Below are 26,211 nucleotides of genomic sequence, written 5' to 3'. Positions count from 1 at the left end.
GGTCACTATGTCTTTCAGCACACCTAAAGAAATAGCAGCGCTGGCGGTCCAGTCCGGAGTCAATAAAAGCCACTCCTCGTTGCAAAATTTACTTATTCTCGGCTTTTTGGGCGGCGCTTTTATCGCTATTGGATTTCTTCTCGATCTCCATGTAATTGCACAGTTACCTGCAGACTGGGGCTCATTTGGCGGATTATTGGGCGCGATGGTGTTCCCGTTGGGTCTTATCCTGACGATCCTGGCCGGTGCCGAACTGCTGACCGGCAATATGATGGTACTGACGATTGCGGCGTTGTCGAAACAAATCAGCTGGGGCGCGCTGGCACGCAACTGGTTCTGGGTCACTATTGCCAATTTTATCGGTAGTGTCGCGGTGGCATGGTTCTTCGGTCACATGCTGGGAATGACCGAAGGGGCATTTCTGAAGAAAACGCTGGCGGTGGCTGCGGCTAAAACCAGTGCCCCCTTCGGTCAGGCATTTATTTCCGGTATTGGTTGTAACTGGCTGGTGTGCCTGGCAGTTTGGCTGGGTATGGCCAGTAAAGATGTGGTGGGCAAAATCATCGGTATCTGGTTCCCGGTGATGGCGTTTGTCGCGATTGGCTTCCAGCACGTAGTAGCGAATATGTTCGTTATTCCGGCCGCCATCTTTGCCGGTCAGGGTAACTGGTCAGAATATCTGATGAACTTTGTGGCGGTGTTCCTGGGTAATGCCGTCGGTGGCGCAATTTTTGTCGCTCTGATTTACTACATGGCCTACAGCCCTGAAAAACAGATGAAAACTGAAACTTTCTGATAGCCAATACGTTGTGAACATCGACGGCCGCCGCTGAATACAGGGGCGGCCGTTTTGTTTACCACGTCTGCAACCGGCGCTGGATTTCTTCCAGAAAGAGTCGTAACGCCGGTGGCTGAAGTTTACGTGACAGATACATACCGTAAATGCCCAGTGAGAGCGGAGTATATTGTGGCAGAACAGTCACCAGCCGCCCTTTAGCCAGCCAGGGGCTTGCCTCTGCCAACGGAATCATGGTGATACCGCACCCTGCCAGTGCGGCGTCCAACAGTACCGCAGAGATGCCGGCGCTGAGGTTACCATTGACTGCCAGTGACAAAGTTTCACCTTGCTCTGACAGCAGTTGCCACTGCGACTGGCTGAAATTACTGTAACTTAAGCAGTTATGAGCTGACAGGGCAGAGACAGACGCAGGGGTGCCGTGGATGGACAGGTATTCCGGTGAGGCACAAATCACCGAGGCACATTCTCCCAGTCGACGGGCAATAGCGCCGGGTTCAGGGTTTTCGGTGATTCGTATTGCGACATCAATTCTTTCGCCAATCATATTCACCGGGCGGTTATTAATATCCAGTTCAATACGCAGGTCAGGGTAGCGCAGCAGAAATTCAGGCAGTACAGGGCTGATGAGATGTGTTGCGGTATAGTGCGCACAGGCGACACGTAAAATTCCTGAAGGCGTCTCCCGGCCAGCCTGGCCGCTGATATCCTCTGAAAGCCGGTTTAACTGGCGGGTTTTCTGTAAAATCTCTTCCCCTGCCGGGGTCAGGGTCATATGGCGTGATGAACGGTGAATCAGCCGTGCTCCGGCCCATTTTTCCATCTCTTCCAGATAACGGCTGACCATCGGGCGCGATATTCCCAATGCCCGTGCGGCAGCACTCAGACTGCCGGCTTCACAAATGCGGTTGAATACCTGCGCCGCCATCACTCTGTCCATGATTACTCCTGATCGATTGACGAAATTCAGCATCTCATAATAAGAGGATTTTAACAGATCATGAAATCTATAGAATGTGCCGCATGAGCCGGTGACGCTGTTTTACAGCCTGTCCGGAACCCTTTAAACCTTAAATGTCTTCGCCGTCACGGCACAGACTCCGGGAATTTTCATGAAACTTTCTAAACTGATGTTATTAAGCGTGTTACTGAGTGGTGGAGTGGCCGCCGCACCGTTGCAGTTTACTGTCTATAATCCTCAGGAGCAGGGGATCTTTCCGGTGTCCTCTACGCTGGTCACGGGTGACAAACAGGCGATACTGTTTGATGCACAATTCAGTGTCAAGGACGGTGAAAAGCTGGTTAACCTGATCAGGAAAAGTGGCAAAAAGCTGACCCGGATTGTGATTACTGCGGGTGACCCGGATTACTATTTTGGTCTGCAACCGTTGGTGAATGCCTGGCCGAAGGTAGAAATTGTGGCGACCCAACGTGTCGTCACCCATATTCAGCAGACACAACAGGCAAAACTCAGTTACTGGGGACCGAAAATGGGCAGTGGTGCACCGCAAAAACTGGTGACCCCACAGGTGATTCCACAAACCCGTTTCAGTCTGGAAGGCCAACCGGTAGAGATTCGCAATGCAGATTCTCAGCAAGCCTATGTCTGGTTCCCACAGGAGAGGACCCTGCTGGGCGGAACAGCGGTGGATGCCGGAATTCATGTCTGGACCGCCGATACGCAAACCGTGGCGAGTCGCCTGCAGTGGCAGAAGACATTGCAGCAGATGCTGGCACTGAAACCACAGCGGGTTATCCCGGGGCATTTTATCGGTCAGGCTCCGGGCGGTGATCAGGCGATTCGTTTTACTCTGAAATATCTGCAGGATTTTGACAGCACACTTCAGCAGCATCATGACGCCGCCACTGTTATCAGCACCATGGAAGCGCTCTGGCCACATCTGGCCGACAAAAGTTCACTGGAGTTGAGTGCCAAAGTGAACACCGGAGAAATGCACTGGCAGTAAAGGTCATGCAGTCGGAGAAGAAAATCACTTCGGATAAAAAAATGGCAGGCTCAGAGGCCTGCCATTTATCGTTAACCATTCGTCGGATGATTAATGTGAAACATCTTCACCGAAGTATTTTTCGGAGATTTTTTCATAGGTTCCGTCTTTCTTAATGGTCGCCAGGGCGTCATTAATCGCCGTCTGCAGTGTGGATTCATCTTTACGCAGCAGTACCGCAGAAGCGCTGGCATTATCTTCTGAAGCGACGATTTTCACCGGAGCATCAGGACGGTGCTTTTTGAAATCAAGGAAAGACAGTTTGTCGTTCACCGTTGCATCGGCACGACCCTGAACAACCAGGTCGATGGACTGGTTAAAACCATCGGTGCTGACCAACTGAGCGCCATACTGACGGGCAATTTGTGCGTAGTTACTGGTCAGTGACTGAGCGGAGTTTTTCCCTTTCAGATCGGCAAAACTGTGAATGCTGGTATTGTCGTTTTTAACCACCACCACGGCTTTAGACACGATATAAGGTGTGGAAAAGTCATATTTCTTCTGACGCTCCGGGGTTACACCTACTTCATTGATCACTACATCATAACGTTTGGCATCCAGACCGGCGATCAGCCCGTCCCATTTGCCTTCGACAAATACCGGTTTAACGTGCAGTTGCTGAGCAATTGCACGGCCGATTTCCACATCGAACCCGGTCAAATCCCCGGAGATGGTGTGATAGGTGAACGGAGCATAAGTTCCTTCAGTACCAATTTTCAGTTCGCCTGCCGCTTTTACGCGTGCCAGGGCATCGTCTGCCAGTGCCGCATGTGCAAAGCTCAATGACATCAGTGCAGACAATAACAACGTGGTTTTTTTCATTTTTATACTCCTGGATTATGCCGGACCGACAGGCAGACCGTCGGTCAGAGTCGCAATATATTTGGCTGTTCTGGGTTTTTGCGGATGACGGAACAGCGTTTCAGATTCGCCGGTTTCCACAATTTCACCCGATTCAAGAAAAATAGTGTGGCTGGCGACCGATGCCGCCAGTCGTAAATCATGGGTTGCCATCAGCATGGTGGTGCCTTCATCTGCCAACTGGCTGAGCACAGCCACAACTTCTACCGACAGTTCCGGGTCCAGTGCTGAGGTGGGCTCATCGCACAGCAAAACTTTAGGCGACGGGGCCAGCGCCCGGGCAATCGCGACACGCTGTTGTTGCCCGCCGGACAGAGTGACCGGCATGACATCACGCTTATGCAGTAGCCCGACTTTAGTCAGTAATTCATCGGCCCGTGCGGCGGCGTCTGCTTTTGACCACTTATGAACCACAATCAGCCCTTCGGTAATGTTCTCCAGCACACTTTTATGCGGAAACAACGAGAAGTTCTGAAACACCATGCCAGTCTGACGACTGATACGTTGTATATCTTTGCTGCGCAGCGGTTTGTTATGAAACTCCAGTGTCTCCTGATCCAGTGTCAGCGAACCAGATTGCGGGATTTCCAGCAGATTAACACAACGCAGCAGGGTACTTTTACCACTGCCGGAAGGACCAATCAGCGCGGTAACCGACCCTTTAGGCAAATTCAGCGAAATGTCCTTCAGGACATGGTTATCCTGAAAAAACTTGTTAATTCCGGTTAATGAAATCATCAGGTTACGACTCCGCCTTTTCTTCACGGGAGAAATGGATCTCCAGTTTATTTTGCAGTGCTGACAACAAAGTACTGAAAAACAGATAGATAAGCGCTGCTTCGGAATACAGGATCAGTGGCTGGTAGGTCACAGCAGCAATTCGCTGTGCCGCCAGGAACATTTCAGGAACAGTAATCACCGAGGCGAGTGAGGTATCCTTCACCAGGGAGATAAAGGTATTCGAGAGCGGGGGAACCGCAATCCTCGCTGCCTGTGGCAAAATAATTCTGACCAGCGCCTGACGCCAGCTCATTCCGATGGAATGGGCGGCTTCCCACTGGCTGGCAGGGACCGACTTAATGGTGGCGCGAATGATTTCAGAAGAATAGGCACCGATATTCAGCGTGAATCCAATCACCGCGGCCGGGAATGCGGAAATAGTAATTCCGGCACTCGGCAGGGCATAGAAAATCAAAAACAGCTGCACCAGCAGCGGCGTCCCCCGTAGTAACCAGACATAAAAACGCGCCACTGCAACCAGTGGTTTAGGCCCGTACAGACGGATCAGCGCAATAATAAAACCCAGAGACAGCCCGAGAACGAATGAGAGTAGCGTTAAGGGGATGGTAAATGTTAATCCGGCATGTAACATCGGCCAGAATGATTCTGCTGCAAGATTCAGCCAGGCTGGCACAGTACACCTTCCAAACAATTGATGAAAAAAAATGGGCCAGCCGCAGGCTGACCTTTCCGCTTATTTTAAGCGGTAAATTATCACAGTGAAATATTATTTGTGCATATCTTTATATGCTAAGTCAGAGATACCTGACTTCTGTACTAAGGCATGGTCATTATTTAGCGGTTCATGGTGTTTGTTCCTTGATTACTAAAGTGACTGTCTGCCGGAAACAGCGACCATGAAATGTGATATAAAAGTCCTCAGGGGGGGGGCATGATACGATGCAAACGGGTTTATGACCAGGCCGAAGAGGCTGATGGCTGGCGGGCTTTCGCTGACCGATTGTGGCCGCGTGGGGTCAGTAAAGCTAAGTTCAGACCAGACGAATGGTGCAAATCGCTGGCTCCTTCCACATCGCTCCGCCAGCAATTTCATCAGCAGCATATTGATTACTCTTATTTTGCCTCACTCTATCGGGCAGAACTGGCAGCACCTGCTCTGCAGCCAGCACTACAGCAACTGGTTACACGAGCCGTCGGCGGAAATATCACGTTGCTGAGTGCTGTTAAGGATCTGCAATTCAGTCATTTAACGGTATTGAGAGAAGTGATGACAGAAATGATACAACAGCGACAGCAAACTTAGCCCGTCAGTCAAATATCGTTTGTCGCTACCTTCGCAGGCCAGTCTGGTAATGCTCTGCTAACCTTAACAGTAACTATCCGTAGAGATAATCCGCAGCATAACCTGCAATGACTGTGAGCAACCGGAGGCAATGAAATGGCTAAAAGACGTAGCGTACCCGGAATTCATCCTTATGATGGTCCTGCCGGAGGGTGGGGAGCACTGAAAGCAACGGCGATTGCCGTTCGCACCCAAATGGATATCCTTACCGCCCCGCCAACCCTGCTACGCACCAACCAGCCGGATGGGTTTGACTGCCCGGGATGTGCCTGGCCTGATAAAGATCACCGTTCAACCTTTCAGTTTTGCGAAAATGGTGCCAAAGCCGTGACCTGGGAAGCAACCAGTAAACGGGTCACGGCGGATTTTCTGGCGGCCAATACCGTGACCTCGTTACTGGCAAAATCAGATTATGAACTGGAAAACTACGGACGGCTGACCACGCCATTGGCTTATGATCCGGCCAGCGATACCCTGAAACCCGTTAGCTGGGACGAGGCCATGCAACAGATTGGGGAGGTTCTGCGTGGGCTGGAACCTAATCAGGTCGAATTCTATACCTCGGGACGGGCGTCTAATGAGGCAGCCTGGTTATTCCAGTTGTTTGCACGGGAATATGGGACCAACAATTTCCCTGACTGTTCGAATATGTGCCATGAGGCGACCAGCGTCGGTCTGCCACAGTCTATCGGTATCGGTAAAGGGACCGTTTCACTGGATGACTTTGACCATGCAGAACTGGTGATCTCTATTGGCCATAACCCGGGCACCAACCACCCACGGATGATGGGCACACTACACGAATTGTCACGTAAAAATGTGCCTATCATCGTGTTTAACCCACTGCGTGAAAGGGCACTTGAACGCTTTGCCGATCCCCAGAACGTCGCCGAAATGGCGACCTATAGCTCGACGGATATTGCTTCCGGTTATTATCAGGTCAGGGCCGGAGGTGATGCTGCGGCACTGAAAGGGATCGCCAAAGCCTTGCTGGAATCTGAAGCGCAGCAGGGCGGGGTGCTTGATCACGATTTTATCGCCGAACATACCCACGGTTTTGAGGCATTCTGTGATGACTTGCAGGCAACCCGCTGGCAGGAGATTGAGCAGGAAAGTGGTCTGACACAGGAAGTGCTTGAATCTGTCGCAGCTATCTATGCCAAATCGAATGCCACTATTATTACTTACGGTATGGGGATCACCCAGCATAACAAGGGCACAGAAAATGTGCGGCTGATTGCTGACCTGTTACTGATGCGTGGCAACATCGGAAAGCCAGGTGCGGGTATATGCCCGTTACGCGGACACTCCAATGTGCAGGGCAACCGGACAGTAGGAATTACCGAGAAACCGTCAGCAGATTTTCTGGCACGGCTGGAAAAAGAGTTCGGTTTTACTCCGCCTAAAGAACATGGTCACGATGCGGTAAAAGCCATGCAGTCGATGATTGACGGTAGCGCCCGGGCTTTGTTGTGTCTGGGCGGTAACTTTGCGGTGGCATTGCCAGACTCTCAGGCCTGCTTTCCTGCAATGAAGGCCCTGGATTTGAGTGTGCATATCGGTACCAAACTGAACCGCAGTCATTTACTGGTGGCCCGTCAGACCTTCATACTACCTTGCCTCGGCAGAACCGAACTGGATATTCAGTCTTCCGGGCGACAGTCAGTGACTGTCGAGGACTCCATGTCGATGGTTCATGCTTCTTCCGGCAAGCTGAAACCGGCATCACCGGATCTACGGTCTGAGCCGGCCATTGTCGCGGCAATGGCGACCAGTACCCTCCCTGACACTAAAGTGGCCTGGAATGAACTGGTGGCAGACTATGACCGGATTCGTGATCTGATAGAAAAAACCGTTCCGGGCTTTGAGGATTATAATCAGCGGATCCGCCAGCCCGGTGGGTTCCGTATGCCACTGCCACCCACTGAACGACACTGGCCGACGGCATCCGGTAAAGCGGAGTTTTCGGTGTTCCGTGGCGTGCATGAAAATATCAACGTGGAAGGCGACAATATACTACGGCTTATCACCTTGCGTAGCCATGACCAGTACAACACCACCATCTACGCACTGGATGATCGTTACCGGGGAGTGTTTGGCCGACGGGATATTTTATTTATGAGTGATAATGACCTTGAGCGTCTCGGGCTGGAACATGGTGATGTGGTCGATATTGAAACTGCGCTGCCGGGCAGTACGCTGAAAATGGAAGGGATCACCGTTGTCGCTTATAACATCGCCGAGGGTTCGGTGGGCGCTTATTATCCGGAGGCCAATGTGCTGGTGCCGCTGGATTATAACGATCCGCAGAGTGGCACTCCCTCTTATAAATCGGTGCCGGTGCGGGTGAAACTGCGTTCGAAAGAGCTGACTGAATTACCCCGTTCCGCCTGAGTCGCGATAATATCTGCCGGTGAAACGGCAGATTGCCAACGGATGGCGATCTGCTAAGGAACCGTTATATTCTCCCGCTGTTGTGTAAAAATCCGGAAAGCAGGGTGTTGCCGGATTTTGTGACTCCTCAACAGGTTCCCGATCTGCTATTACGCTAAGATTTTCCCGCTATGCGGAGCTGTTCTGTCGGGGCGTCAGGAAGGAACACGCAATCAGTCACCCGGCAGAGCAATTTTCTTTTTTTTATCCGGCGGTTTATTCGGGACAGAAAAAAGTCGCAAATTTTTTCACTCATACAAGGAAGAATTATGGGGCAGGATATTTTTATAAAGATTAAGGGTATCGGAGGAGAATCACAGGACTCCCTGCATCATGGAGAGACTGAGGTACTGGACTGGGATTTATCGGTTAGCCAGACATCTGATATGCATTCCGGTAGTGGTGGAGGTGCCGGGAAATGTACTGTTGATGACTTCCATTTCGAACATTATATCGATAAATCCACTCCTGGCTTTCTTCACTATTGCCTGATGGGGAAACATATTCCTGAAGCGGTTCTGACAGTAAGAAAAGCCGGCGGGGCTTCGCTGGAGTATCTGCGTATTACACTTCAGGAAATTATCATTACCGGGGTGCATCCGGTCTACCTTAATACCATGCGGGTTCCGCGTGAAACGGTAAGCCTCAGTTTCTCCCGGGTAAAAATAGATTACGTTTTACAAAATATGGACGGAAATTCTGCGGGTACGGTTTCTGCAGGATACGATATTAAAGCTAATGCCGTCATTTAATGACAGGTGATATAAGTAAATATAGCCATGTTATTTGTTGATAAAAATGGTTTAGTGGATGCGGAACGTATTACTGTGAAGCGATTTAATTCGATTGAACGCGGTAAGCTTGCTGCGGTCAATGGTATTATTGTGCATCAGACTGACAGCACGACAGCCAGAAGTACTTTTCACAGCTATCAGAACATCGGTGCGAATGGTGCTCATTTTCTGATAGATAAGGACGGAACTATCTGGCAGACAGCGTCATTGTACAAAATAACCAATCATGTGGGTTTCCTGCAATCGCGTTGTTTACTGAAAAAATCATGTAGCCCGCAGGAATTAAAAAAAGTAATGGATATGGATAAAATAAAAAACACCAGGGAAAAAATCAAGGAAAGTACACGGTTATGAAGCCAGGAAAAATTTCCCGGACAGATTCCCTTATAATGCTGACTCTATTGGAATAGAAATTGTCGGAAAGGCAAGGATTATAAATAAAGTATATGTATACGAAGCGGTTAATGACAAACAAAATAAATCATTAAAGTGGCTGGTAAAGAAATTATCAGACACCCTAAATGTTTCGCTAAATGAAGTTTATCGTCATCCTGATGTGGCCAGGAAAAATATCACGGAGGGGAGTACTGCAAAATGGTAACCATTAAAAAATTTTCATTAAAAATTTTACCTCCGCTACTGCCGGTCTTTATCATTTCTGCATGTAGCCATCCGGAAAAAGTAAAAACACTGACTGAGATTGAGACAGGTATGACGGTTTCATGGTCAATGAAAGATGAAAATCTTAAAGAGGAATGTAAAAAATTCCAGCCAACCCGGGAACAGATACTTAAGTTTTTTAATAAATCACAGCGTGTTGAAGGGTTCGTTGTTAGCGAAGATCGTTACACCCCCTGCTTTGCAACAGGCCGGTTAACATGGCGTGATGGCACTGGTGCAGAATGGTATTTGTATTCCAGCGGCACAGCCAACCTTTTGCTGGATAATGGTGAAACAATACATCTGTATCAGCGGGATTATCGCTGGTTTGATCCAACGGCATGCACTTATGGCCTGAGTGGTGAAGGTGAATGTTAATGGCTTTGAAATGATGGTAACCATTAAAAAATATTTATTAAGAATTTTATCTCTGTTACTGCCTGTCTTTATTATCTCTGCATGCAGTCATCCGGGAAAAGTGAAAACACTGACTGAAATCGAAACCGGAAAGACGCTTGAGTGGTATTTAGATGATGCAACCATAAGAGAAGATTGTATTAAGTTTAAACCCACCTATGTACAGATACTTAATTTTTTCAATAATTCGCAGCGTGTTGAAGGGTTCGTTGTTAACGAAGATCGTTACACCCCCTGCTTCGCAACAGGCCGGTTAATATGGCGTGATGGTACCAGTGCAGAATGGAGTTTGTATTCCAGCGGCACAGCCGGCCTTTTGCTGGATAATGGTGAAACAATACATCTGTATCAGCGGGATTATCGCTGGTTTGATCCAACGGCATACACTTATGGTCTGAGTGATGAAGGTGAATGTTAATGACTTTGAAATGATTAACCGGGCGCAGACCCGGCCAGCTCACTGGCCGGGATGACTGGTCGACTATTTTCATGCGCTTATGCAGACTTTCTCTTTGCAGGCCAGAGAGGGTGCCGTCCGGGATGAACTGCGGGCACTGATCGCTCCGGCCCTGCAAAGTCTCAGGTTTTTTCAGTAATTAGCTGTTAGCAAAATTGTGCAGTGCTTCACCGTCCAGGCGATAGCGGACCCATTCACTTTGCGGCAGGGCACCGATGCTTTTATAAAAGTCGATAGCCGGGGTATTCCAGTCGAGCACACTCCACTCTAAACGACCACACTGACGCTCAACGGCCAGCCCGGCAATATGCTTAATCAATGCCTTTCCGGCTCCCTGACCACGGGCTGCCGGTGACACATACAGGTCTTCCAGGTAGATGCCGTTACGCCCCAGCCAGGTAGAGTAACTGGTGAAAAATACTGCATAACCGATGATTTTTCCGTCCGCTTCACTGATCAGTGCTTCGGTTTTACTCTCTGGTCCAAACAGTGTGGCGCGGATTTCTTCCGCTGAAGTGACAACCTGTTCCGGAGCTTTTTCATAAATAGCCAGTTCGGTGATCATATCGAAAATAATCTGGCTGTCGTCAGGCTGTGCCTGACGGATACGCAAGGTCATGGGCTTTCCTTAAGTGAGTCTGTGATTGCAGGTGCTAAGCATAATCGTTATGCTCCGAAGAATTAAGTGCAATGAAATCACCTAATGATGAATATTATGCATCCTGTGTTACGCCGTCTGGATCTGAACCTGTTGCTGGTACTGGATGCTGTCTACCGGCATGCCTCGGTCAGACGCGCCGCTGAAGAGCTTTCCATGAGCACTTCTGCCCTCAGCCATGCACTTTCCCGGTTGCGGGAGTCGCTGAATGACCCGCTGTTTTATCGCGAAGGTCACCGGATGATTCCCAGCGTGTTTGCCACCGGACTGGCTCCCTCCGTCAGTCAGTTACTGGGGCAGCTTAACCAGGTACTGGCACCACAACCGGCGTTTAACCCGTTGACCAGTCAGGAATGTTTTAGCATGGGCATTACCGATTACACCGCCGCCTGTGTATTCCCGCAGTTAATGGCTACTCTGCAACCGCAGGGACCGGCGCTCAGTTTTGACTTACGCTATTTGTCGTCGGGTCTGGCCGTGAATGAATTGCTGGCAGGGGAAATCGACCTGGCGCTGGGGTTTAGTGTGCCGCATCAGCCGCCGCATCCGGAGCTGGATGAAATTGACTGGATGCAGGATGACTATGTGGTCATCAGCCATCAACAGCGACGCAGGCTAAGCTTCGAGGATTATCTGGCGGCACGACATCTGGTCGTGACCCCCTGGAATGAGCGACAGAGCGTGCTGGATTACCAGCTGGAGCAGCTGGGCCACCAGCGGCAGATTGCGATTAAAACACCGTCCATGTTGAGCGGTCCGTGGATTGTCGCGGAAACTGACTTATTGATGGCGCTCCCTCGCCGGGCAGCAGAACGTTTACGGCATTCGCTGCCGGTCACTGTCTGGGAACTGCCGTTTGAAGTTGAGCCTTTTACAGTGAAAATTTTGTCACACCGGCGCAGTGGTAAGAAACAGGCCACAGACTGGCTGAAAAGCCTGTTATGCAATATCGATAAAGAATAACCGGTTAAAGGGTAGGCTGTTTCAACTGACAATCATCCGCGTCTTTTCCGGGGCTGAAAGCAGTTTTCGCACCGCGCTGATCACTCTGGCCGGATCGGTCAGAAACGGGCTAATCCGGGATGTCACACAACGACTGTCGGCAAACCGCTCAGCACCGTTTAACTCAATATCGGTAATCAGCAGGACAGCATCCGCTGCGCGGATTAACTGCTCTGTCAAAGGATTTTCGATACCCAGTGCCCCCTGGGTTTCAATGTGAATATTCCAGTTTTCCTGCTGGCAGATTTTCTCAAGCCGTTCAGCGGCCATATAAGTATGGGCAACGCCACTGACACAGGCAGTGACAGCGACTAAATTCCGTCCGGTGAGTGGCATAAATCCTCCGGGCAACACGGTTAATCATCTACGCAGCAAACGGAACCTGTGCGGCCACTGCAGGCCGCAGGCAGGAACCGGCAGCCGTGGATTACTGGCTCAGATGTGCATCTATCTTAGTCATTATAGCGTCTGCACGTTTTACCGCATCGCTGATATTCACCCTGACAATGGTTTTGCCGCTGAAACGTTCTTCATTCTGAATACCAATATCTTTAGTCAGGATCACCAGGTCCGCCTCACTGATATCGTTCTCTGTCAGAGTATTTTCCTGACCCAGTGATCCCTGGGTTTCGACTTTAACCTGCCAGCCACGGGATTTGGCGGCAGTTTCCAGGGCTTCGGCGGCCATATAGGTATGTGCAACACCTGAAGGGCAGGCAGTTACAGCGATAATTTTTGTCATCAGGTTTTCCTCACGGGTGAATTTCGAAGTCCAGATCCAGATCCTCTTCCGCGGCAGGGGCTGCGGAGACTTTGTGACGGCTAAGATGCTTAAGCAGATTGACGCAAAGGGCAGTCACCACCATGCCGGTCACGACGGCTAACAGGTAACCAAATTTACCGCTAACCACCGGCAGAACAATTAATCCGCCCCAGCCGGCATAACATTCAGCACCGGTCAGCGCAGCGACCACGGCACCGCTTACTGAACCGAGCATAATCGAAGGGATCACCCGCAAAGGATCGCTGGCGGCAAACGGAATGGCGCCTTCTGTCACCCCGACGCATCCCATGACCAGCGCGGCTTTGCCGGCTTCCTGCTCTTCGGCAGAGAAATTACGGCGGCCGATCAACGTTGCCAGCCCCAGGCCAAGCGGCGGGATGCAGATACTGACTGCGGCAATTGCTACCACGTGATAAACACCCTGAGCGACACAGATCAGCATAAAGGCGTAGGCCACTTTATTTACCGGCCCTCCCATATCAAATGCCAGCATTAACCCCATAATTACTGCCAGGATCACCACGCTACCTTGTTGCATACCTTGCAGCCAGACAGTCAGGCTTTTGGTCAGCATACCAACGGGTTCTCCCAGGCCCCACATCATGATACCTGCGGTGATCAGAGTGCCAATTACAGGGATAACAAAGATAGGCATAACCGAGCGCAGCACTTTATGCACGGGGATTTTTTTCAGGTAATACACCACAATACCGCCAATAATTCCGGCAATCAGTGCCCCGAAGAAACCTGCCCCGAAGCTGTTACCGACCCAGGCGGCAATGGCACAAGGGGCAAGTGCAGAACGTTCGGAAATCGAGTAGCCAATATAGGCAGCCAGGAAAGGCACCATCAGTGTCAGACCTGCCACACCAATATCAAATAATTTTTTCAGATTCGCCGCCGACTCAGCATCCGGTACGGCGCCTTTACCATAAAACATCACCGCGACCGCCAGCAGAATCCCGCCGGAAACGACGAACGGGATCATATAAGAGACCCCGGTCATCAGGTGTTGCCGGGTATTTTTTAGAATCAGTGTTAATTCGCTCATCGATTGCTCCGGAACCTGAGAACGCCAGTATGCAGGCAGATGATCGCAACAATAGAGAATCCGGAGAACGCCAGACAGGGGAGAAAACAGGGATTTGCTGGATTTTTGTTGTATCCCTCCGGAAATGAGAGGGAATTCAAAATAAATCACATTTAGCTACATTAACCGATATTATTTAACATGTGAGCTGAGTCCCGGTTTCAGACTCTGCATACAATTGTCCAGTATTTGGCAGCTTTGTGAGATATCCGGCAGGACAGCGCTTACTTATCCTGTACTGACGATCAGTATTTTACGGAGAGGGGCCATGGCAGAAACAATAGAGTTTGTCTGTGAGTTAAATGAAGGGGTTCATGCCCGTCCGGCCAGTCAGATTGAGGCTGTCTGTAACCGGTACAGCTGCGATATTGAATGGCATAACCTTAGGAGCGGACGCAACGGGAATGCCAAAAGTGCCTTATCACTGATTGGTACTGATACGCTGAAAGGCGACAACTGCCGGCTGATAATTTCCGGAGACGACCAACAGCAGGCTTACCAGTTTCTGTACGACTGGATAAAAGAGGAATTCCCGCGTTGCGATGCACCGGTCAGTGCTGCGCCGGTACTGCAGCGTGAACCGCTACCTGAATCACTGAGCCGGCTAAATCCACACTGCTTCCCCGGCCAGCCGGTCAGCCAGGGAAGCAGTGCCGGTCGCCTGACATTACTGGCGGCATTCGATTTCGAAAACCCGGGTGAGCTCCCTGCGGCTGATGAAATTTCCCGGGAACAGCTGCGACTAGCCGGGGGGCTGGAGATGCTGGTGAAAACCCTGAAGCTGCAGTTACTGGACAACGAAGGCACCGCGACAGCGGTTCTGGAAGCCCATCTGTCGCTGGCAGGTGATCTTTTGTGGCAACAACGACTGACCGGCCATGTTGCTGAGGGCAACAGCTGCGCACAGGCGATAGTGTTGACCACCGATCATTTTTGTCGTCAGTTTAATCAATCTGACAGCGGTTACCTGAGGGAGCGGGTACTGGATATTCGTGATCTGGGCTTTCGCCTGTTGCAACAGATTTATGGCGAGCAACGTTTTCCGTCCGCCCGAAAACTGACGTCGCCTTCCATCTGCCTGTGCGAAGAACTCACCCCCGGACAGTTTCTGGAACTGGACAAAAGTCTGCTGAAAGGGCTGGTGCTAAAAAGTGCCGGAACCACATCACATACCGTGATCCTTGCCCGGTCATTTAATATTCCTACGCTGGCAGGGGTGAAAGTCACGGCGCTGCTGCCAAAACTCAACTCTGATGTCTACCTGGATGCGGACGCAGGGGTAGTGATTACTGATCCTTCACAAGCGATTCACCGTTACTACCGCCAGGAATCCCGGGTACAGGAAAGCCTGCGTCGTCAGCAAAGTGTCTGGAAAGATGCTCCGGGAAAAACTGCCGATGGCCGAAACCTTGAAGTCGCTGCCAATATTGCCCTGTCAGCCGAAGCTGCCGGTGCTTTTGCCAACGGCGCTGAGTCGATAGGTCTGTTTCGTACTGAAATGCTGTATATGGACAGGAGTAGTGCTCCGGGGGAAAGTGAGCTTTACAACATCTTCTGCCATGCTCTGGAATCTGCTGCGGGGCGCAGCATTATTGTCCGCACCATGGATATTGGTGGTGATAAACCAGTGCCTTATCTGCCCATTCCTGCTGAGAATAACCCGTTTCTCGGTTACCGCGCCGTGCGTATTTATCCGGAGTTTTTAACACTGTTTACCGGTCAGTTACGGGCGATTCTCCGTGCCTCTGCTCATGGTGACCTGAAGATTATGATCCCGATGATTTCATCGATGGAGGAAATTCTCTGGGTCAAAGAAAAACTGCAGGAAGTGAAGCAGCAGTTGCGGGAAGAACAAATTCCGTTTAATGAGCGCATCTCTCTCGGGATTATGCTGGAGGTGCCGTCGGTGATGTTTATCATTGACCAGTGCTGTGAAGAAGTAGATTTCTTCAGTATTGGCAGTAACGATCTAACGCAGTATCTGCTGGCGGTGGATCGTGACAATGCCAAAGTTGACCATTTGTATAACAGCTTTAATCCTGCTTTCTTGCGGGCGCTGGATTTTGTGGTTCAGGCGGTACACCGGCAGGGCAAATGGATAGGTCTGTGTGGAGAATTGGGTGGGAAAGTCTCAGCGCTGCCGTTGCTGGCAGGGTTGGGGCTGGATGAAATCAGTATGAGTGCTCCGGCGATTCCGGCGGTAAAAGCCGCACTTGCCCGGCTGGATGCCAAAGCCTGCCGTCAACTGCTTAATCAGGTGATGAATTGCAGGACGCCGCTGGAAGCCGGGCATCTGCTGGCACAGTTCAGAATGACTCAGCATGATGCACCGCTGATCTCCACTCAGTGCATTGAACTGAACAGCGACTGGCAAAGTAAGGAAGAGGTGATCAAGGGGATGACGGATAACCTGCTACTGGCAGGACGCTGCCGCTATCCACGCAAACTGGAAGCCGATTTATGGGCCAGAGAAGCGGTCTTTTCTACCGGCCTGGGTTTCAGTTTTGCGATTCCGCACAGTAAGTCTGAGCATATCGAACAATCCACCATTAGCGTGGCGAAGTTGGCCGAACCGGTGGCGTGGGGAGATGAACAGGCACAGTTTATTATTATGCTCACCCTGAATAAGCATGAAGCAGGGGATCAGCATATGCGGATATTCTCGCGTCTGGCGAGACGTATTATGCATCAGGATTTCCGTGATCATCTGAATCACGCAGAGTCAGCCGTAGCGATAGCTGCCTTACTGGAGCAGGAACTTGCTGTCTGACTGCCGGTAGGGAGTTTTCCGGCAAATCTTTCAAAATAAAGCACACCGCACATCATTGTGTGCGGTGTGCTTTGGTGTCTGATTCTGCCCGCCGGTGAGCGGGTCAAATTAACTATTGACTTAAAGTTGACATTAAGTTGCACACTGGATTGCAATTTTATCAGCAACGACGGAATACAACTTATGGCAACTGACAATGTAATTATGATTATCTGTTCAGGACTGGGAGCGACTTTGCTGACAGATGTCTGGGCATTGCTTCAGAAATGTGTACTGAAGGTTTCCGGACTCAATTATGCGCTGGTGGGGCGCTGGTGTCTGTGGATGACTGTCGGGCGTTTCTCTCATCAGACGATTATTTCAGCTCCACCACGCAAAGGCGAAACTGCTGCCGGCTGGATAATCCATTATCTGAGCGGGGTTTTGCTGGCCTTTATTCCCCTGACGATTGTCGGAGAAAGATGGCTGCAACAGCCCGCAGTCGGTATTGCTCTGATATCCGGTATTCTTAGTCTGGTCGCTCCTTTTCTGCTGATGCAGCCTGCGCTGGGGTTTGGCATTGCAGCGTCTAAAACCCCCAATCCCGGCCGGGCACGGCTGCTCAGCCTGGTCATCCATCTGGTGTTTGGCTGCGGCTTGTACCTCTCCCTGAAGTTACTGAATATGCTGTTGCTCTGAGTGGAGGGGGGGTTACAGGGTCCGGCAATGACGCCGATATTCTGAAGGCGAACGGTCCGTATGCTTACGGAAGATCCGGCAAAAATAGTTGCTATCTTCAAAACCGCACTGGTGGGCAATCTCTTTGATCTTGAGTTCGTACCCACGCAGCATTTTCTTAGCCAGCTCCAGCCGCACCGCCGTGAGATATTCATTAAACCCGATCGTGCCTGCTTTCTGAAACAGATGAGACAGGTAGTTCGGTGTAATGTGAAATTTACCGGCCACATTATCGCGGTTAAGCGGCTGGAAAGCGTGCTCATCAATATATTCCTGGATTGCCAGCAACAGCTCTTTGCTCTTACTCAGCGTATCCGCCAAATGAGTCATCTGATCGATACTGTGGCTAAGCAATCCGGTCAGGGTGATTTGTGCGGTCGGCATTGCCGGGGCCAGGGCCAGTTCATTCATGGCCATTAACAGATATGAACCCACCCTGGGGCCAAGCCGTGCCACATGTTGTTTCCTCAGGCTGACCAGCGATTTTCCGTCCCACTGTTGCAGGCTGAACCCAAGTTTTTGTTTGCCAAACAAAATACTCAGGGTGGTGGCCGGGGTTTGCCACTGCGGTAGATTCCATTTACCAGCCGGAATATATAATGCGGCTGGAGCTGTCAGTGGCGGACTGTGTAACGGCAGACATTGGTCAGAGACTTCGCCGGTAATGATCAGTTCCAGTCGCGGAAAGGGGACGGTTAAGGCCAACCGGGGGGCTGGGAGCTGAGTTGCAGGAAAATGCACACTGATCTCTGATTGTCTGCTGATTAGTTGTTCAAGTAAGGCAACGAGGTTGATGTCCGACATGGCTGCTCCGGTTATATTTATGCTGGATTTGAGTCACGTCACAGATTGCTGCAGCGGACACAATAATCCAGTGTTGTGTAGCTATCTCATACAGAATGTTGGCCGGAATTACAGTAATTTTCCTACATGTTGTGAAATGGTTAACAAAAGAGGTGGGTATGCAAAATCATTCTGCGGTATGGCTCGATGCTCTGGGGGCAAATGCTGAACTGACTGAAACCATGAAGCACCAGCTGGATACTCTGGGATATACCATTGTCCCGAATGTGGCGGATGCTGACTGGCTGGCCGCGATGCGTGAGCACATTGATCTGCTGGTGGCTCGTGAAGGGGATAATCTGGCGATTGAACATCACCAGGAGGCCACTGCTACACGGGTTGCTAATCTGGTGAATAAAGGGGTGATCTGGGAAAAAGTCTGGGCGCATCCGTTAATACTTTCTGCCTGCAAATATGTATTTCAGGGAGATTTCAAAGTTTCCAGCCTGAACGCACGTGAAGCGCTGTTTAACGGCGGGTTACAGCCTTTGCATGCCGACTGGAAGAAACCACGGCCTGATTTTCCTAAAGTGCACCTCGTCAACACTATCTGGGCACTGGATGACCTGTCTGCGGCTAACGGCGCACCAAGAATCATCCCTGCGACCCATTTGCGACCGGAACTGCCTGAAGATGTACTGGCCGATACTCATGCCACTCATCCGGATGAAGTGGTGTTTGCCGCCCCGGCGGGTAGCGTAATGATCTATAACGCCCATACCTGGCACGGTGGGACCACCAATACTACCGGTGAACGTCGTCGGGTACTGCATGGCCTGTATATCGACCGCGCCGATACTGCGCAACAGGATCAGCAGCGATGGCTTACCCCGGAAACAGCCAGCCGTCTTACCCCCGCACAGAAATGGCTGCTGGCGGTGGAGTGACGGGGAACCTCCTGGCAGGTAGTTGACAAACAAATGACATGTCAGATTCTGATTGACGGTCCCGGCAGGAACGCCACCGGAATATACCGGTGGCAGTAACGCAGAGTAGGGGCATGAAAATTACAAGTTACTAAAGGTGCCGCTATCAGTGGTTATTCCGGTCGTCTCCCTGATTCGGTTTAATATTTTACGTTTCAGGGCAATAAAGTCAGGGGTGTTTTTCATTTCCTGATCTCGTTTTGCAGGTAACGGTACTTCGAATATCGTATCGATGCGTCCCGGGCGTGGGGCCATTAGCACCACTCTGGTGCCAAGATAAATAGCTTCTTCCACATCATGAGTAACGAATAATACAGTACTTTTCTCCAGCGCATGTACATGAAGGATCAGATCATGCATTACGTCTCTGGTCTGTGCGTCGAGAGCCCCAAACGGTTCATCCATCAATAATATTTCCGGTTTAGCCATTAGCGCTCTGGCAATTGCGACCCGTTGCTTCATTCCACCGGATAACTGGTCAGGAAAATAACTACTGTACTGGTTAAGACCGGTAATTTTTAACAATGCCTCAGCACGTTCTTCCAGCTTGTCACTGGCCACTAACCGGGTACGGTAAAGCCTGCCGGAACGGAGTTTGTTGATAAAAGTAATATTTTTATAAACATTAAGCCATGGATAAAGGCTGTAATTCTGAAAAACCATTGCCCGGTCAACAGATGGTCCTTCAATTGGATATTCATTCACCATGATATTGCCTGATGAAATATCTTCCAACCCGGCAATGGTGCGTAACAGTGTAGATTTTCCACAGCCGGAAGCGCCTACGAAGGTAATAAATTCATTATCTCTTATCTCCAGATTAATATTGTCCAGAGCATGTGTCTGGCTGGAACGGCTGCTGTAGTATTTATTCAGTTGATCAATGACTATTTTTGACTTAGACATTACGCCCCCGACTTCCATCTAAAAAGAATCCTGCTCAATAATCTAAATAGCTGGTCAGTTAATAATCCGATTATTCCTATGATTATTATCCCTGAAAAAATCATATTGGTTTGCATATATCGCTGAGCCAGTATTATCTTATAACCCAGACCGGAATTAGCTGCGACAAGTTCTGCAACCACTAAATAAGTCCACGCCCAGCCACAGGTAATACGAAGAGTATCAAGCATGGTCGGTGAGGCGGAAGGAAGCAACACATAACGAATGATTTCGAATCGTGTAGCCCCCATAGTCTGTGATGCCTCTATTTGGGTCGTCGGAACATTACGGATATTTTCAGCCAGCATTAATACCATTTGAAAGAATGTACCGATGAAAATGATCATAACTTTCGCCCATTCATCAATACCAAACCAAAGCATAACAAGTGGGATAAAAGCTGCTGCGGGCATATAACGGATGAAGTCGATCAAAGGTTCAAAAAATGCGCGTAAAGGGGTGAACGTCCCCATCATTAATGCAAGTGGTATCGCTATGGCCGAAGAAAGAAAAAAACCGCCCATCACACGTTCAAGACTGATGCTGAAGTCATCTGGCATATTGTTGACTGAGTACCAGTTCCCAATAGCACTGATAACATTTAGCGGTGACGGCAGAAATAACGGATCAACCAGATTAAACTGACTGTAAATAATCCAGATCACTAATGGAGATAAAATCCCTGCAGCAGCGAGTACTATTTTTAAATATCCCGGTATTTCAGAACGAATACGCCATAATGAGGCACGACGCGGCTTAGTAGACATTGTTTAATGTCCTCGACAGAGTTAACGGATAGTGTTGAGCCATATTGTACATTTGGTGATAGTAAGGAAGTAATTGGTTGGCATAGTGATCAATTGTGGCCAGACTGGCATCAATCTGGGATTGCAGGTGACGGATTTCCTGCAAAAGTGATTCAACATCAAGATGGGGGAATTGGCCCTTCCAGTAGACTTTCTGACCATTCACCCAACAACCGATAACCGAACTCCCGTCTTCGCAATACACCAGCTGTTTATAAAGATTATTTAAAGGAATAAAAGCGAAGTTATTAAGATCGATTAGAACGATATCTGCCAGAGCTCCGGTCTCAATACGGCCGAGTTTTTCTTCACCTAACGCATAGGCTGCGCCTTCATTAAGACAATGCAAAATTTCTGTTTCAGAAGGCCATTTACGATAGTCGCTGTCAGTAATATTATGAATCAGCCCCGTCATTTTTGCTGCCTGCCAGAGGTTAGCAGTGTCATCCGAGCATAATTCATCGGTTCCAAGGCAAAGGTTAACTCCGGCATCCCTTAGTTTACGAAAAGGCATAATACCGCTGCCTAAACGTAAATTACATACCGGGTTATGCGCCACACTGCAGCCGGAGGTAGCCATTAATTCGATATCCTGATCGTCAACCCAAATAGCGTGGATAATTTGCACATAGCGGTCTAAAACACCCAGGTCTGACAGATATTTTATCAGTGACTTTTGGTACTTTTCTTCTCCAAGTACACGTTGAAGTCTTGTTTCAAGAACATGGATGTTGAATGGGATTTTGTGTTCTTTGCTAAAAGAGCTTAATTTTTTCAGATAGGTTTCTGTCACCCGCTGTGGCGCTGAACAGGAAACTGCGCAGCGCAGACGGCCATCTTCCTGATGATGCCACTTATCGAACATAATCTGATACAACGCCATAAGCTCATCATCAGATTGTATAGGGGCTTCGGACATAACCTTTTTAATGTCATCAGGCAATAGTTGTTCCAGGAATGGATATTTTTCATATTCGACAATATTAGGTTGATCTATCGAAACCCAGGCACGAATACCTGCATCACGATATGCAGTAAAAATACTGTCGGCACAAGCTTCGCTGGCAACGGGGATATGATAGGCATCATCATGAACGCAGGTTATTCCTCGTTTAAGCATTTCCAGGCTTGCGAGGAGTGTTCGCAAATAAATGAAACGTTGTTGGGCGCTTTCTGAGAGTACAGGTGGAACTTCATAGAGCATAAATATTTCAAGCGGCAGGCTATCGAGAAAACCCTTCATGAAATTTCCGGGGGAATGAAAATGACCATTTATTAATCCCGGCATGGCCAGACAACCTTTACCGTCAATAACTTCTGCGTTTTTAGTGATCTCTGGCAAATAGTCAGAATCGTCTGCAGGCAGAATATGGCTTATACAATTACCAGAAATAACAATGTCATAAAGGCTATTACAGTCATTACTATTATTTGAATAGATCCTGAGGTTCTTAAGCAATGTGACATTAGTTGAATATTGCATAGCATTCCCACGTTTAGATGTGTTTAATCGTCTAAAGCAAATTTGGTGCCATTTTATAAATTACATAAAAATCATATGGATAGTTGTTGTGGTTAATGTTAATTCCAAAAATCGTTAACGATATGCACTTAAATTGATCAAAAATTTCGTTAACTGATCAATTTAAGCGCAAATAAGATCCATTCTGTTGGTGAGTTACCAAGAGAAACCAGGTAACAGGATGATAAATATGAATTAAAAATTCTGGCACAAAATATGCTTGTGCAATGAAAACGCTAGTGATGGTGACAATAAATGAATATCAGGATTATTAATCCAAATAGCAGTAAGGAATTTGTGAACATTATAAACAACAGTGCGCAGGAAATTGCTTCTGTAGGTACAGCGATTTCTGTCGTTTGCCCTGAACAGGGAGTGGCCTCAGTAGAAAGTCATTGTGATGAAGCTATCGCATCGCTTGGTGTTATTTCATTGGTGATGAATGCGAAAAATGACGAAATTGATGGCTGGGTCGTGGCATGTTTTGGTGATACAGGAGTAGCACAATGCAGGGAGTTGACGGATAAGCCGGTGATTGGTATCACAGAGGCTGCCTTGTTTTCTGCCTGTATGCTCGGGGATAGCTTCTCCATTCTTACTCTTCCCCCCAGAACCATAAAACATGCCAGACGTGTGGTGATGGAATATGGTTTGTCAGATAAATGCCGGAATATCCGTGGAATTGATTTAAGTGTCGTGCAATGTCTGGACGAGCAATTAGTCTGGAGCGCTTTCCTCGAAGAGGGAAGACGAGCGTTACAGGAAGATCAATGCGAAGTGTTAGTTTTGGGATGTGCAGGATTATCGCAATGGGCAAAACCCTTGCAGAAGGAACTGGGCATTCCGGTTGTAGATGGAGTAAGCACTGCCATTAAATTTGCCGAAGCATTTGCTAGTTTAGGACTTGGAATCAGCAAGTCTCTGACTTACGCGATGCCGGGTAATCTTAATGAAGTTGCTGATGCGGTGAGGGTTAAGTGCTAATGCAACCACTGTACTATTATCGTGATTATTTTAGCCAGAAAGCACCAGTACTTTTTCCCGGAAAAAAGTTACTGGTTTATTTCATGATGGCGATTGAGGAATATGATCCACTGATAGGATCCACAGAAAATATTATTCCGGCATGCGATGCTCCTGACTATGTTAATCAATCCTGGCGGGATTATGGGAATCGTATTGGCGCGTTCCGGATAATGGAAAAGTTCGCGGCTTACGGGATTCCTTTGTCAATACTTCTCAATACTTCGGCCATCGAAAAAGCCCCTGCACTGGCAGACTATATAAGGAAGCATCAGTTATCTGTGGTCGCTCATGGTATTTCCAATTCAGATACTTTGAAATCTATGAACCCGGAAAGCGAATCAAGGTATATACAGCGGGCAACAAAACAGATTATTGATTTTTTTGGGGTAGCACCAAAGGGTTGGTCATCGCCCTGGCTACAATTTAACCCCGCTACTCTGGCGGCATTAGGCGAAGAAAATTATCAATATTTACTGGATCTGTGTATGTCAGAATCACCTGAGTGGCTGAATACAACATCTGGTTGCAATCTTCATATCCCCTATGCAGTTGAGATAAATGACAGTTCCTCAGTTATGGGACGATATGTAGATGCGGAAGGCTTTTCACGGATGATTATCGACCAATTCGATGAATTGTTGCATCAACCCGGAGCTGAAAATATTTGCTTTCCTATTGTTATTCATAGCTATATTAGCGGTCAGCCATTTCGCTTAAGAGCACTTAGCCGGGCTATGGATACATTGATCAGCCATCACCAGGATATTGTCTTTACAACACCGGATGAGATAGCCTGCCGCTATCGTGCATTAAATGGAATGGATTAATGAAAAAACAGTATCTTAGCTATATTAATGAACAGTTTTCCTCATCAATCGAGGATCTCACTCCACAGGTTAAAGTGATTTATATGGCGATATATACCGCTATAACTAGTCGCAGATTGCAACCAGGAACCCGGTTATCTGAGCCAGTACTGTCAACAACGTTCGATTGTTCCAGGGGTACAGTAAGGCTGGCTATTCAGGCGTTAGCCAGGGATAAAATAGTAACCCTGATTCCTTACAAAGGTGCGAAGGTATCAGCGCCGACGCCAGAGGAAGCAAAAGATTTATTCAAAGCAAGAAAATTACTTGAGGAAGCTATTGCGAAACAGTTGGTGGGGTTAAATAGAGATCGTCAGCTGATCAAAGCATTGAAAGCTAACATTGCAACCGAAGAAAAGGTCGCCAGTGAAGAATCCACTGCTTTGAGTTATAAACACCAGCAACAAATTTCTCATATATTTCATTTGATATTGGCAAAGGCACTGAATAATACGGTGATTTCAACAATTATGATTGATTTGCTGGCAAGGTCATCATTAGTCACTGATATTTACGAGAAACCAAACTCAGCATGCTGTACTCATATGTCTCATGAAAAATTGGTTGATCTGCTCATTAATAAACCGCAGGAATTCCCTGTCGCTATGATGGAACATCTTGACGAAATTTATCTGAATCTGGATTTCTGTGAGCAGGGAAGTCAGGATAAAGATATTGTAAATATACTCAAAGGCCATTAACTATCCCTCAGGAGTTCATTATGAATGCAAGAATGCCCATTTTTAAATATAGATTATTATCTGCTATTACTGGTATCGCATTACTGGGAGCAGCATCGCAAGCCAGTGCTGTGGAAAATATTAAAATTGGTACGGTGGTTTGGGTTGGGCAAGCACCATTTTATCTTGCTGAGAAACTCGACTTTTTTAAAAAGTACAATTTACACGCGACCCTGCAATTTTTCAGCGACCCTGCATTAATCCCGTCTGCAATGCTTAGTGGTGCAGTAAACGCGGGAACGTTAACCTATGATCAGGTACTCACGTACAATGCGAAGAAAATCCCACAACGGGTAGTTATGCCAATCGATTTTTCCTACGGTGGCGACGCAATTGTCGCTGATAAGGATATACATTCGGTTGCTGATTTTAAGGGGAAATCTGTCGGGTATAGTCCAAACTCAACATCTGAATTTTTGTTAACTTACGCTCTCCAGTCTAACAATATGAGTTATAAGGATATTAACCCTATCAGCATTGATGGTCAGGCTGTACCGGGGGCTATGGTATCCGGTAGCTTGCCGGTTGGCGTGACTTACGCTCCTTATATTACTAAGCTCACAGATATGAAGAGTGGGAAATTTCATGTTGTTTATTCTTCTAAGCAGGCCCCAGGCTTAATTGCTGATGTTCTAGTCGTAGACCAGGATCAGATTGATAAACATCCGGAAGCTGTTGAAGGTATGATGAGAGCATACCTTGACGGGATGAAGTACTTACAAGCTCATCCTGATGAATCTGCAAAAATTATTGCCCCTATTCTTGGTGTTCCAGTGTCAGACGTAAAACAACAACTTTCCCTGGTATATAATGTTTCGTTAAAAGATATGCATCAAAGTTTTGAACAGAATTCTTCGACTAAATCTTTATGGGGTAGTGGGAAAATTATAGGGGATATTTTAATTAAAAATAAACAAATTACAGCTATTCCTGATATACGACAGACATATAATGACAGCTTTGTGAAAAAAATAGAGAATTCACCAGGTGAGTAATGGTAAGTAAACTG

Annotated in this window: 29 protein-coding genes; 17 read left to right on the top strand and 12 right to left on the bottom strand. The window is 48.3% G+C overall.

The window, feature by feature from the left end; all coding sequences use genetic code 11:
* Nucleotides 1-7: 7 nt before the first annotated feature.
* The gene (locus tag HA49_RS06265; protein WP_038021256.1) at nucleotides 8-796 is read left to right on the top strand and encodes a formate/nitrite transporter family protein; all 789 of its coding nucleotides are present in this window, start codon (nucleotides 8-10) and stop codon (nucleotides 794-796) included.
* A 58-nt stretch (nucleotides 797-854) separates the two neighbouring features.
* Here HA49_RS06265 and HA49_RS06260 read toward each other — a convergent pair whose 3' ends face one another.
* On the bottom strand, nucleotides 855-1,736 hold the full coding sequence (locus tag HA49_RS06260) for a LysR family transcriptional regulator (protein WP_038021254.1): 882 nt from the start codon (nucleotides 1,734-1,736) through the stop codon (nucleotides 855-857).
* A 172-nt stretch (nucleotides 1,737-1,908) separates the two neighbouring features.
* Here HA49_RS06260 and HA49_RS06255 point away from each other — a divergent pair, with 172 nt between their 5' ends.
* The gene (locus HA49_RS06255; RefSeq protein ID WP_038021252.1) at nucleotides 1,909-2,763 is read left to right on the top strand and encodes a Vmh family MBL fold metallo-hydrolase; all 855 of its coding nucleotides are present in this window, start codon (nucleotides 1,909-1,911) and stop codon (nucleotides 2,761-2,763) included.
* 90 nt (nucleotides 2,764-2,853) lie between these two features.
* Here the strand turns inward: HA49_RS06255 and HA49_RS06250 are convergent, their stop codons facing one another.
* From HA49_RS06250 to HA49_RS06240, 3 genes are read right to left on the bottom strand one after another with little or no spacing between them, the layout of a single operon-like run.
* Nucleotides 2,854-3,624 (bottom strand): amino acid ABC transporter substrate-binding protein, encoded by a 771-nt coding sequence (locus tag HA49_RS06250; protein ID WP_038021250.1) that lies wholly within the window; start codon nucleotides 3,622-3,624, stop codon nucleotides 2,854-2,856.
* 15 nt (nucleotides 3,625-3,639) lie between these two features.
* Nucleotides 3,640-4,401 carry an amino acid ABC transporter ATP-binding protein gene (locus tag HA49_RS06245; RefSeq protein WP_038021248.1) on the bottom strand — a complete coding sequence of 254 codons (762 nt, stop codon included), beginning with the start codon at nucleotides 4,399-4,401 and terminating at the stop codon, nucleotides 3,640-3,642.
* A 4-nt stretch (nucleotides 4,402-4,405) separates the two neighbouring features.
* Nucleotides 4,406-5,077 (bottom strand): amino acid ABC transporter permease, encoded by a 672-nt coding sequence (locus tag HA49_RS06240; protein WP_038021246.1) that lies wholly within the window; start codon nucleotides 5,075-5,077, stop codon nucleotides 4,406-4,408.
* A gap of 258 nt (nucleotides 5,078-5,335) precedes the next feature.
* Here HA49_RS06240 and HA49_RS06235 point away from each other — a divergent pair, with 258 nt between their 5' ends.
* The 7 genes from HA49_RS06235 (at nucleotide 5,336) to HA49_RS06210 (ending at nucleotide 10,468) form a co-directional block, all read left to right on the top strand.
* Nucleotides 5,336-5,707, top strand: coding sequence for a DUF488 domain-containing protein (locus HA49_RS06235; RefSeq protein ID WP_038021244.1), 372 nt, complete (start codon nucleotides 5,336-5,338; stop codon nucleotides 5,705-5,707).
* A 135-nt stretch (nucleotides 5,708-5,842) separates the two neighbouring features.
* Nucleotides 5,843-8,140 (top strand): FdhF/YdeP family oxidoreductase, encoded by a 2,298-nt coding sequence (locus HA49_RS06230; protein ID WP_038021242.1) that lies wholly within the window; start codon nucleotides 5,843-5,845, stop codon nucleotides 8,138-8,140.
* 308 nt (nucleotides 8,141-8,448) lie between these two features.
* A complete protein-coding gene (locus HA49_RS06225) occupies nucleotides 8,449-8,931 on the top strand; it encodes an Hcp family type VI secretion system effector (protein ID WP_038021239.1) in 483 nt (160 codons plus the stop codon).
* A 27-nt stretch (nucleotides 8,932-8,958) separates the two neighbouring features.
* Entirely contained in the window at nucleotides 8,959-9,327 is a 369-nt protein-coding gene (locus HA49_RS21945; RefSeq protein ID WP_281177689.1) for a peptidoglycan recognition protein family protein, read from the top strand.
* A gap of 46 nt (nucleotides 9,328-9,373) precedes the next feature.
* Nucleotides 9,374-9,574, top strand: a complete 201-nt coding sequence (locus HA49_RS21940) for a peptidoglycan recognition protein family protein (RefSeq protein ID WP_342667034.1) — start codon at nucleotides 9,374-9,376, stop codon at nucleotides 9,572-9,574.
* Nucleotides 9,568-10,011 (top strand): hypothetical protein, encoded by a 444-nt coding sequence (locus HA49_RS06215; protein WP_038021237.1) that lies wholly within the window; start codon nucleotides 9,568-9,570, stop codon nucleotides 10,009-10,011. Before HA49_RS21940 ends, HA49_RS06215 begins: the two co-directional genes overlap by 7 nt.
* A gap of 100 nt (nucleotides 10,012-10,111) precedes the next feature.
* Nucleotides 10,112-10,468, top strand: a complete 357-nt coding sequence (locus HA49_RS06210) for a hypothetical protein (protein WP_156994567.1) — start codon at nucleotides 10,112-10,114, stop codon at nucleotides 10,466-10,468.
* A gap of 178 nt (nucleotides 10,469-10,646) precedes the next feature.
* Here the strand turns inward: HA49_RS06210 and HA49_RS06205 are convergent, their stop codons facing one another.
* Nucleotides 10,647-11,126 (bottom strand): GNAT family N-acetyltransferase, encoded by a 480-nt coding sequence (locus HA49_RS06205; protein WP_038021233.1) that lies wholly within the window; start codon nucleotides 11,124-11,126, stop codon nucleotides 10,647-10,649.
* 84 nt (nucleotides 11,127-11,210) lie between these two features.
* Between HA49_RS06205 and HA49_RS06200 the strand changes: the two genes are divergently transcribed.
* The gene (locus tag HA49_RS06200) at nucleotides 11,211-12,128 is read left to right on the top strand and encodes a LysR family transcriptional regulator (protein ID WP_038021231.1); all 918 of its coding nucleotides are present in this window, start codon (nucleotides 11,211-11,213) and stop codon (nucleotides 12,126-12,128) included.
* Nucleotides 12,129-12,149: 21 nt separating this feature from the next.
* Here the strand turns inward: HA49_RS06200 and HA49_RS06195 are convergent, their stop codons facing one another.
* The 3 genes from HA49_RS06195 to HA49_RS06185 all read right to left on the bottom strand — a co-directional run bounded on the left by HA49_RS06195 (nucleotide 12,150) and on the right by HA49_RS06185 (nucleotide 14,002).
* Entirely contained in the window at nucleotides 12,150-12,503 is a 354-nt protein-coding gene (locus HA49_RS06195; RefSeq protein ID WP_038021229.1) for a PTS fructose-like transporter subunit IIB, read from the bottom strand.
* A 91-nt stretch (nucleotides 12,504-12,594) separates the two neighbouring features.
* Complete coding sequence (locus HA49_RS06190; RefSeq protein WP_038021227.1) at nucleotides 12,595-12,909, bottom strand: PTS fructose-like transporter subunit IIB; 315 nt, start codon at nucleotides 12,907-12,909, stop codon at nucleotides 12,595-12,597.
* Nucleotides 12,910-12,919: 10 nt separating this feature from the next.
* Complete coding sequence (locus HA49_RS06185) at nucleotides 12,920-14,002, bottom strand: PTS fructose transporter subunit EIIC (RefSeq protein WP_038021225.1); 1,083 nt, start codon at nucleotides 14,000-14,002, stop codon at nucleotides 12,920-12,922.
* A 307-nt stretch (nucleotides 14,003-14,309) separates the two neighbouring features.
* Here HA49_RS06185 and ptsP point away from each other — a divergent pair, with 307 nt between their 5' ends.
* The gene (gene ptsP / locus HA49_RS06180; RefSeq protein ID WP_038021223.1) at nucleotides 14,310-16,811 is read left to right on the top strand and encodes a phosphoenolpyruvate--protein phosphotransferase; all 2,502 of its coding nucleotides are present in this window, start codon (nucleotides 14,310-14,312) and stop codon (nucleotides 16,809-16,811) included.
* Between the two features lie 183 nt (nucleotides 16,812-16,994).
* Nucleotides 16,995-17,489, top strand: a complete 495-nt coding sequence (locus tag HA49_RS06175; protein WP_038021222.1) for a DUF2938 domain-containing protein — start codon at nucleotides 16,995-16,997, stop codon at nucleotides 17,487-17,489.
* Nucleotides 17,490-17,501: 12 nt separating this feature from the next.
* Here HA49_RS06175 and HA49_RS06170 read toward each other — a convergent pair whose 3' ends face one another.
* The gene (locus tag HA49_RS06170) at nucleotides 17,502-18,332 is read right to left on the bottom strand and encodes a helix-turn-helix transcriptional regulator (RefSeq protein ID WP_038021220.1); all 831 of its coding nucleotides are present in this window, start codon (nucleotides 18,330-18,332) and stop codon (nucleotides 17,502-17,504) included.
* 158 nt (nucleotides 18,333-18,490) lie between these two features.
* Between HA49_RS06170 and HA49_RS06165 the strand changes: the two genes are divergently transcribed.
* The gene (locus tag HA49_RS06165) at nucleotides 18,491-19,258 is read left to right on the top strand and encodes a phytanoyl-CoA dioxygenase family protein (RefSeq protein ID WP_038022568.1); all 768 of its coding nucleotides are present in this window, start codon (nucleotides 18,491-18,493) and stop codon (nucleotides 19,256-19,258) included.
* Between the two features lie 120 nt (nucleotides 19,259-19,378).
* Here the strand turns inward: HA49_RS06165 and HA49_RS06160 are convergent, their stop codons facing one another.
* The 3 genes from HA49_RS06160 to HA49_RS06150 are packed head-to-tail and all read right to left on the bottom strand — an operon-like array spanning nucleotide 19,379 to nucleotide 22,531.
* Nucleotides 19,379-20,203: an ABC transporter ATP-binding protein gene (locus HA49_RS06160; protein ID WP_038022565.1), complete on the bottom strand. Its 825-nt coding sequence runs from the start codon at nucleotides 20,201-20,203 to the stop codon at nucleotides 19,379-19,381.
* Nucleotides 20,203-21,009: an ABC transporter permease gene (locus HA49_RS06155; protein WP_038021218.1), complete on the bottom strand. Its 807-nt coding sequence runs from the start codon at nucleotides 21,007-21,009 to the stop codon at nucleotides 20,203-20,205. The genes HA49_RS06160 and HA49_RS06155 overlap by 1 nt, the downstream gene beginning before the upstream one ends.
* Complete coding sequence (locus tag HA49_RS06150; RefSeq protein WP_038021216.1) at nucleotides 20,999-22,531, bottom strand: amidohydrolase family protein; 1,533 nt, start codon at nucleotides 22,529-22,531, stop codon at nucleotides 20,999-21,001. The genes HA49_RS06155 and HA49_RS06150 overlap by 11 nt, the downstream gene beginning before the upstream one ends.
* A gap of 294 nt (nucleotides 22,532-22,825) precedes the next feature.
* Between HA49_RS06150 and HA49_RS06145 the strand changes: the two genes are divergently transcribed.
* From HA49_RS06145 to HA49_RS06130, 4 genes are read left to right on the top strand one after another with little or no spacing between them, the layout of a single operon-like run.
* A complete protein-coding gene (locus HA49_RS06145; RefSeq protein ID WP_038021214.1) occupies nucleotides 22,826-23,554 on the top strand; it encodes an aspartate/glutamate racemase family protein in 729 nt (242 codons plus the stop codon).
* A complete protein-coding gene (locus HA49_RS06140) occupies nucleotides 23,554-24,423 on the top strand; it encodes a polysaccharide deacetylase family protein (RefSeq protein ID WP_052752444.1) in 870 nt (289 codons plus the stop codon). The genes HA49_RS06145 and HA49_RS06140 overlap by 1 nt, the downstream gene beginning before the upstream one ends.
* Nucleotides 24,423-25,163: a GntR family transcriptional regulator gene (locus HA49_RS06135; protein WP_038021212.1), complete on the top strand. Its 741-nt coding sequence runs from the start codon at nucleotides 24,423-24,425 to the stop codon at nucleotides 25,161-25,163. The genes HA49_RS06140 and HA49_RS06135 overlap by 1 nt, the downstream gene beginning before the upstream one ends.
* 20 nt (nucleotides 25,164-25,183) lie before the next feature.
* Nucleotides 25,184-26,197, top strand: a complete 1,014-nt coding sequence (locus tag HA49_RS06130; RefSeq protein ID WP_038021210.1) for an ABC transporter substrate-binding protein — start codon at nucleotides 25,184-25,186, stop codon at nucleotides 26,195-26,197.
* The last annotated feature ends 14 nt before the right edge of the window (nucleotides 26,198-26,211 follow it).

This window comes from Tatumella morbirosei, assembly GCF_000757425.2.
GTDB lineage: Bacteria > Pseudomonadota > Gammaproteobacteria > Enterobacterales > Enterobacteriaceae > Tatumella > Tatumella morbirosei.
This window is presented reverse-complemented; position numbering and strand designations above follow the sequence as displayed.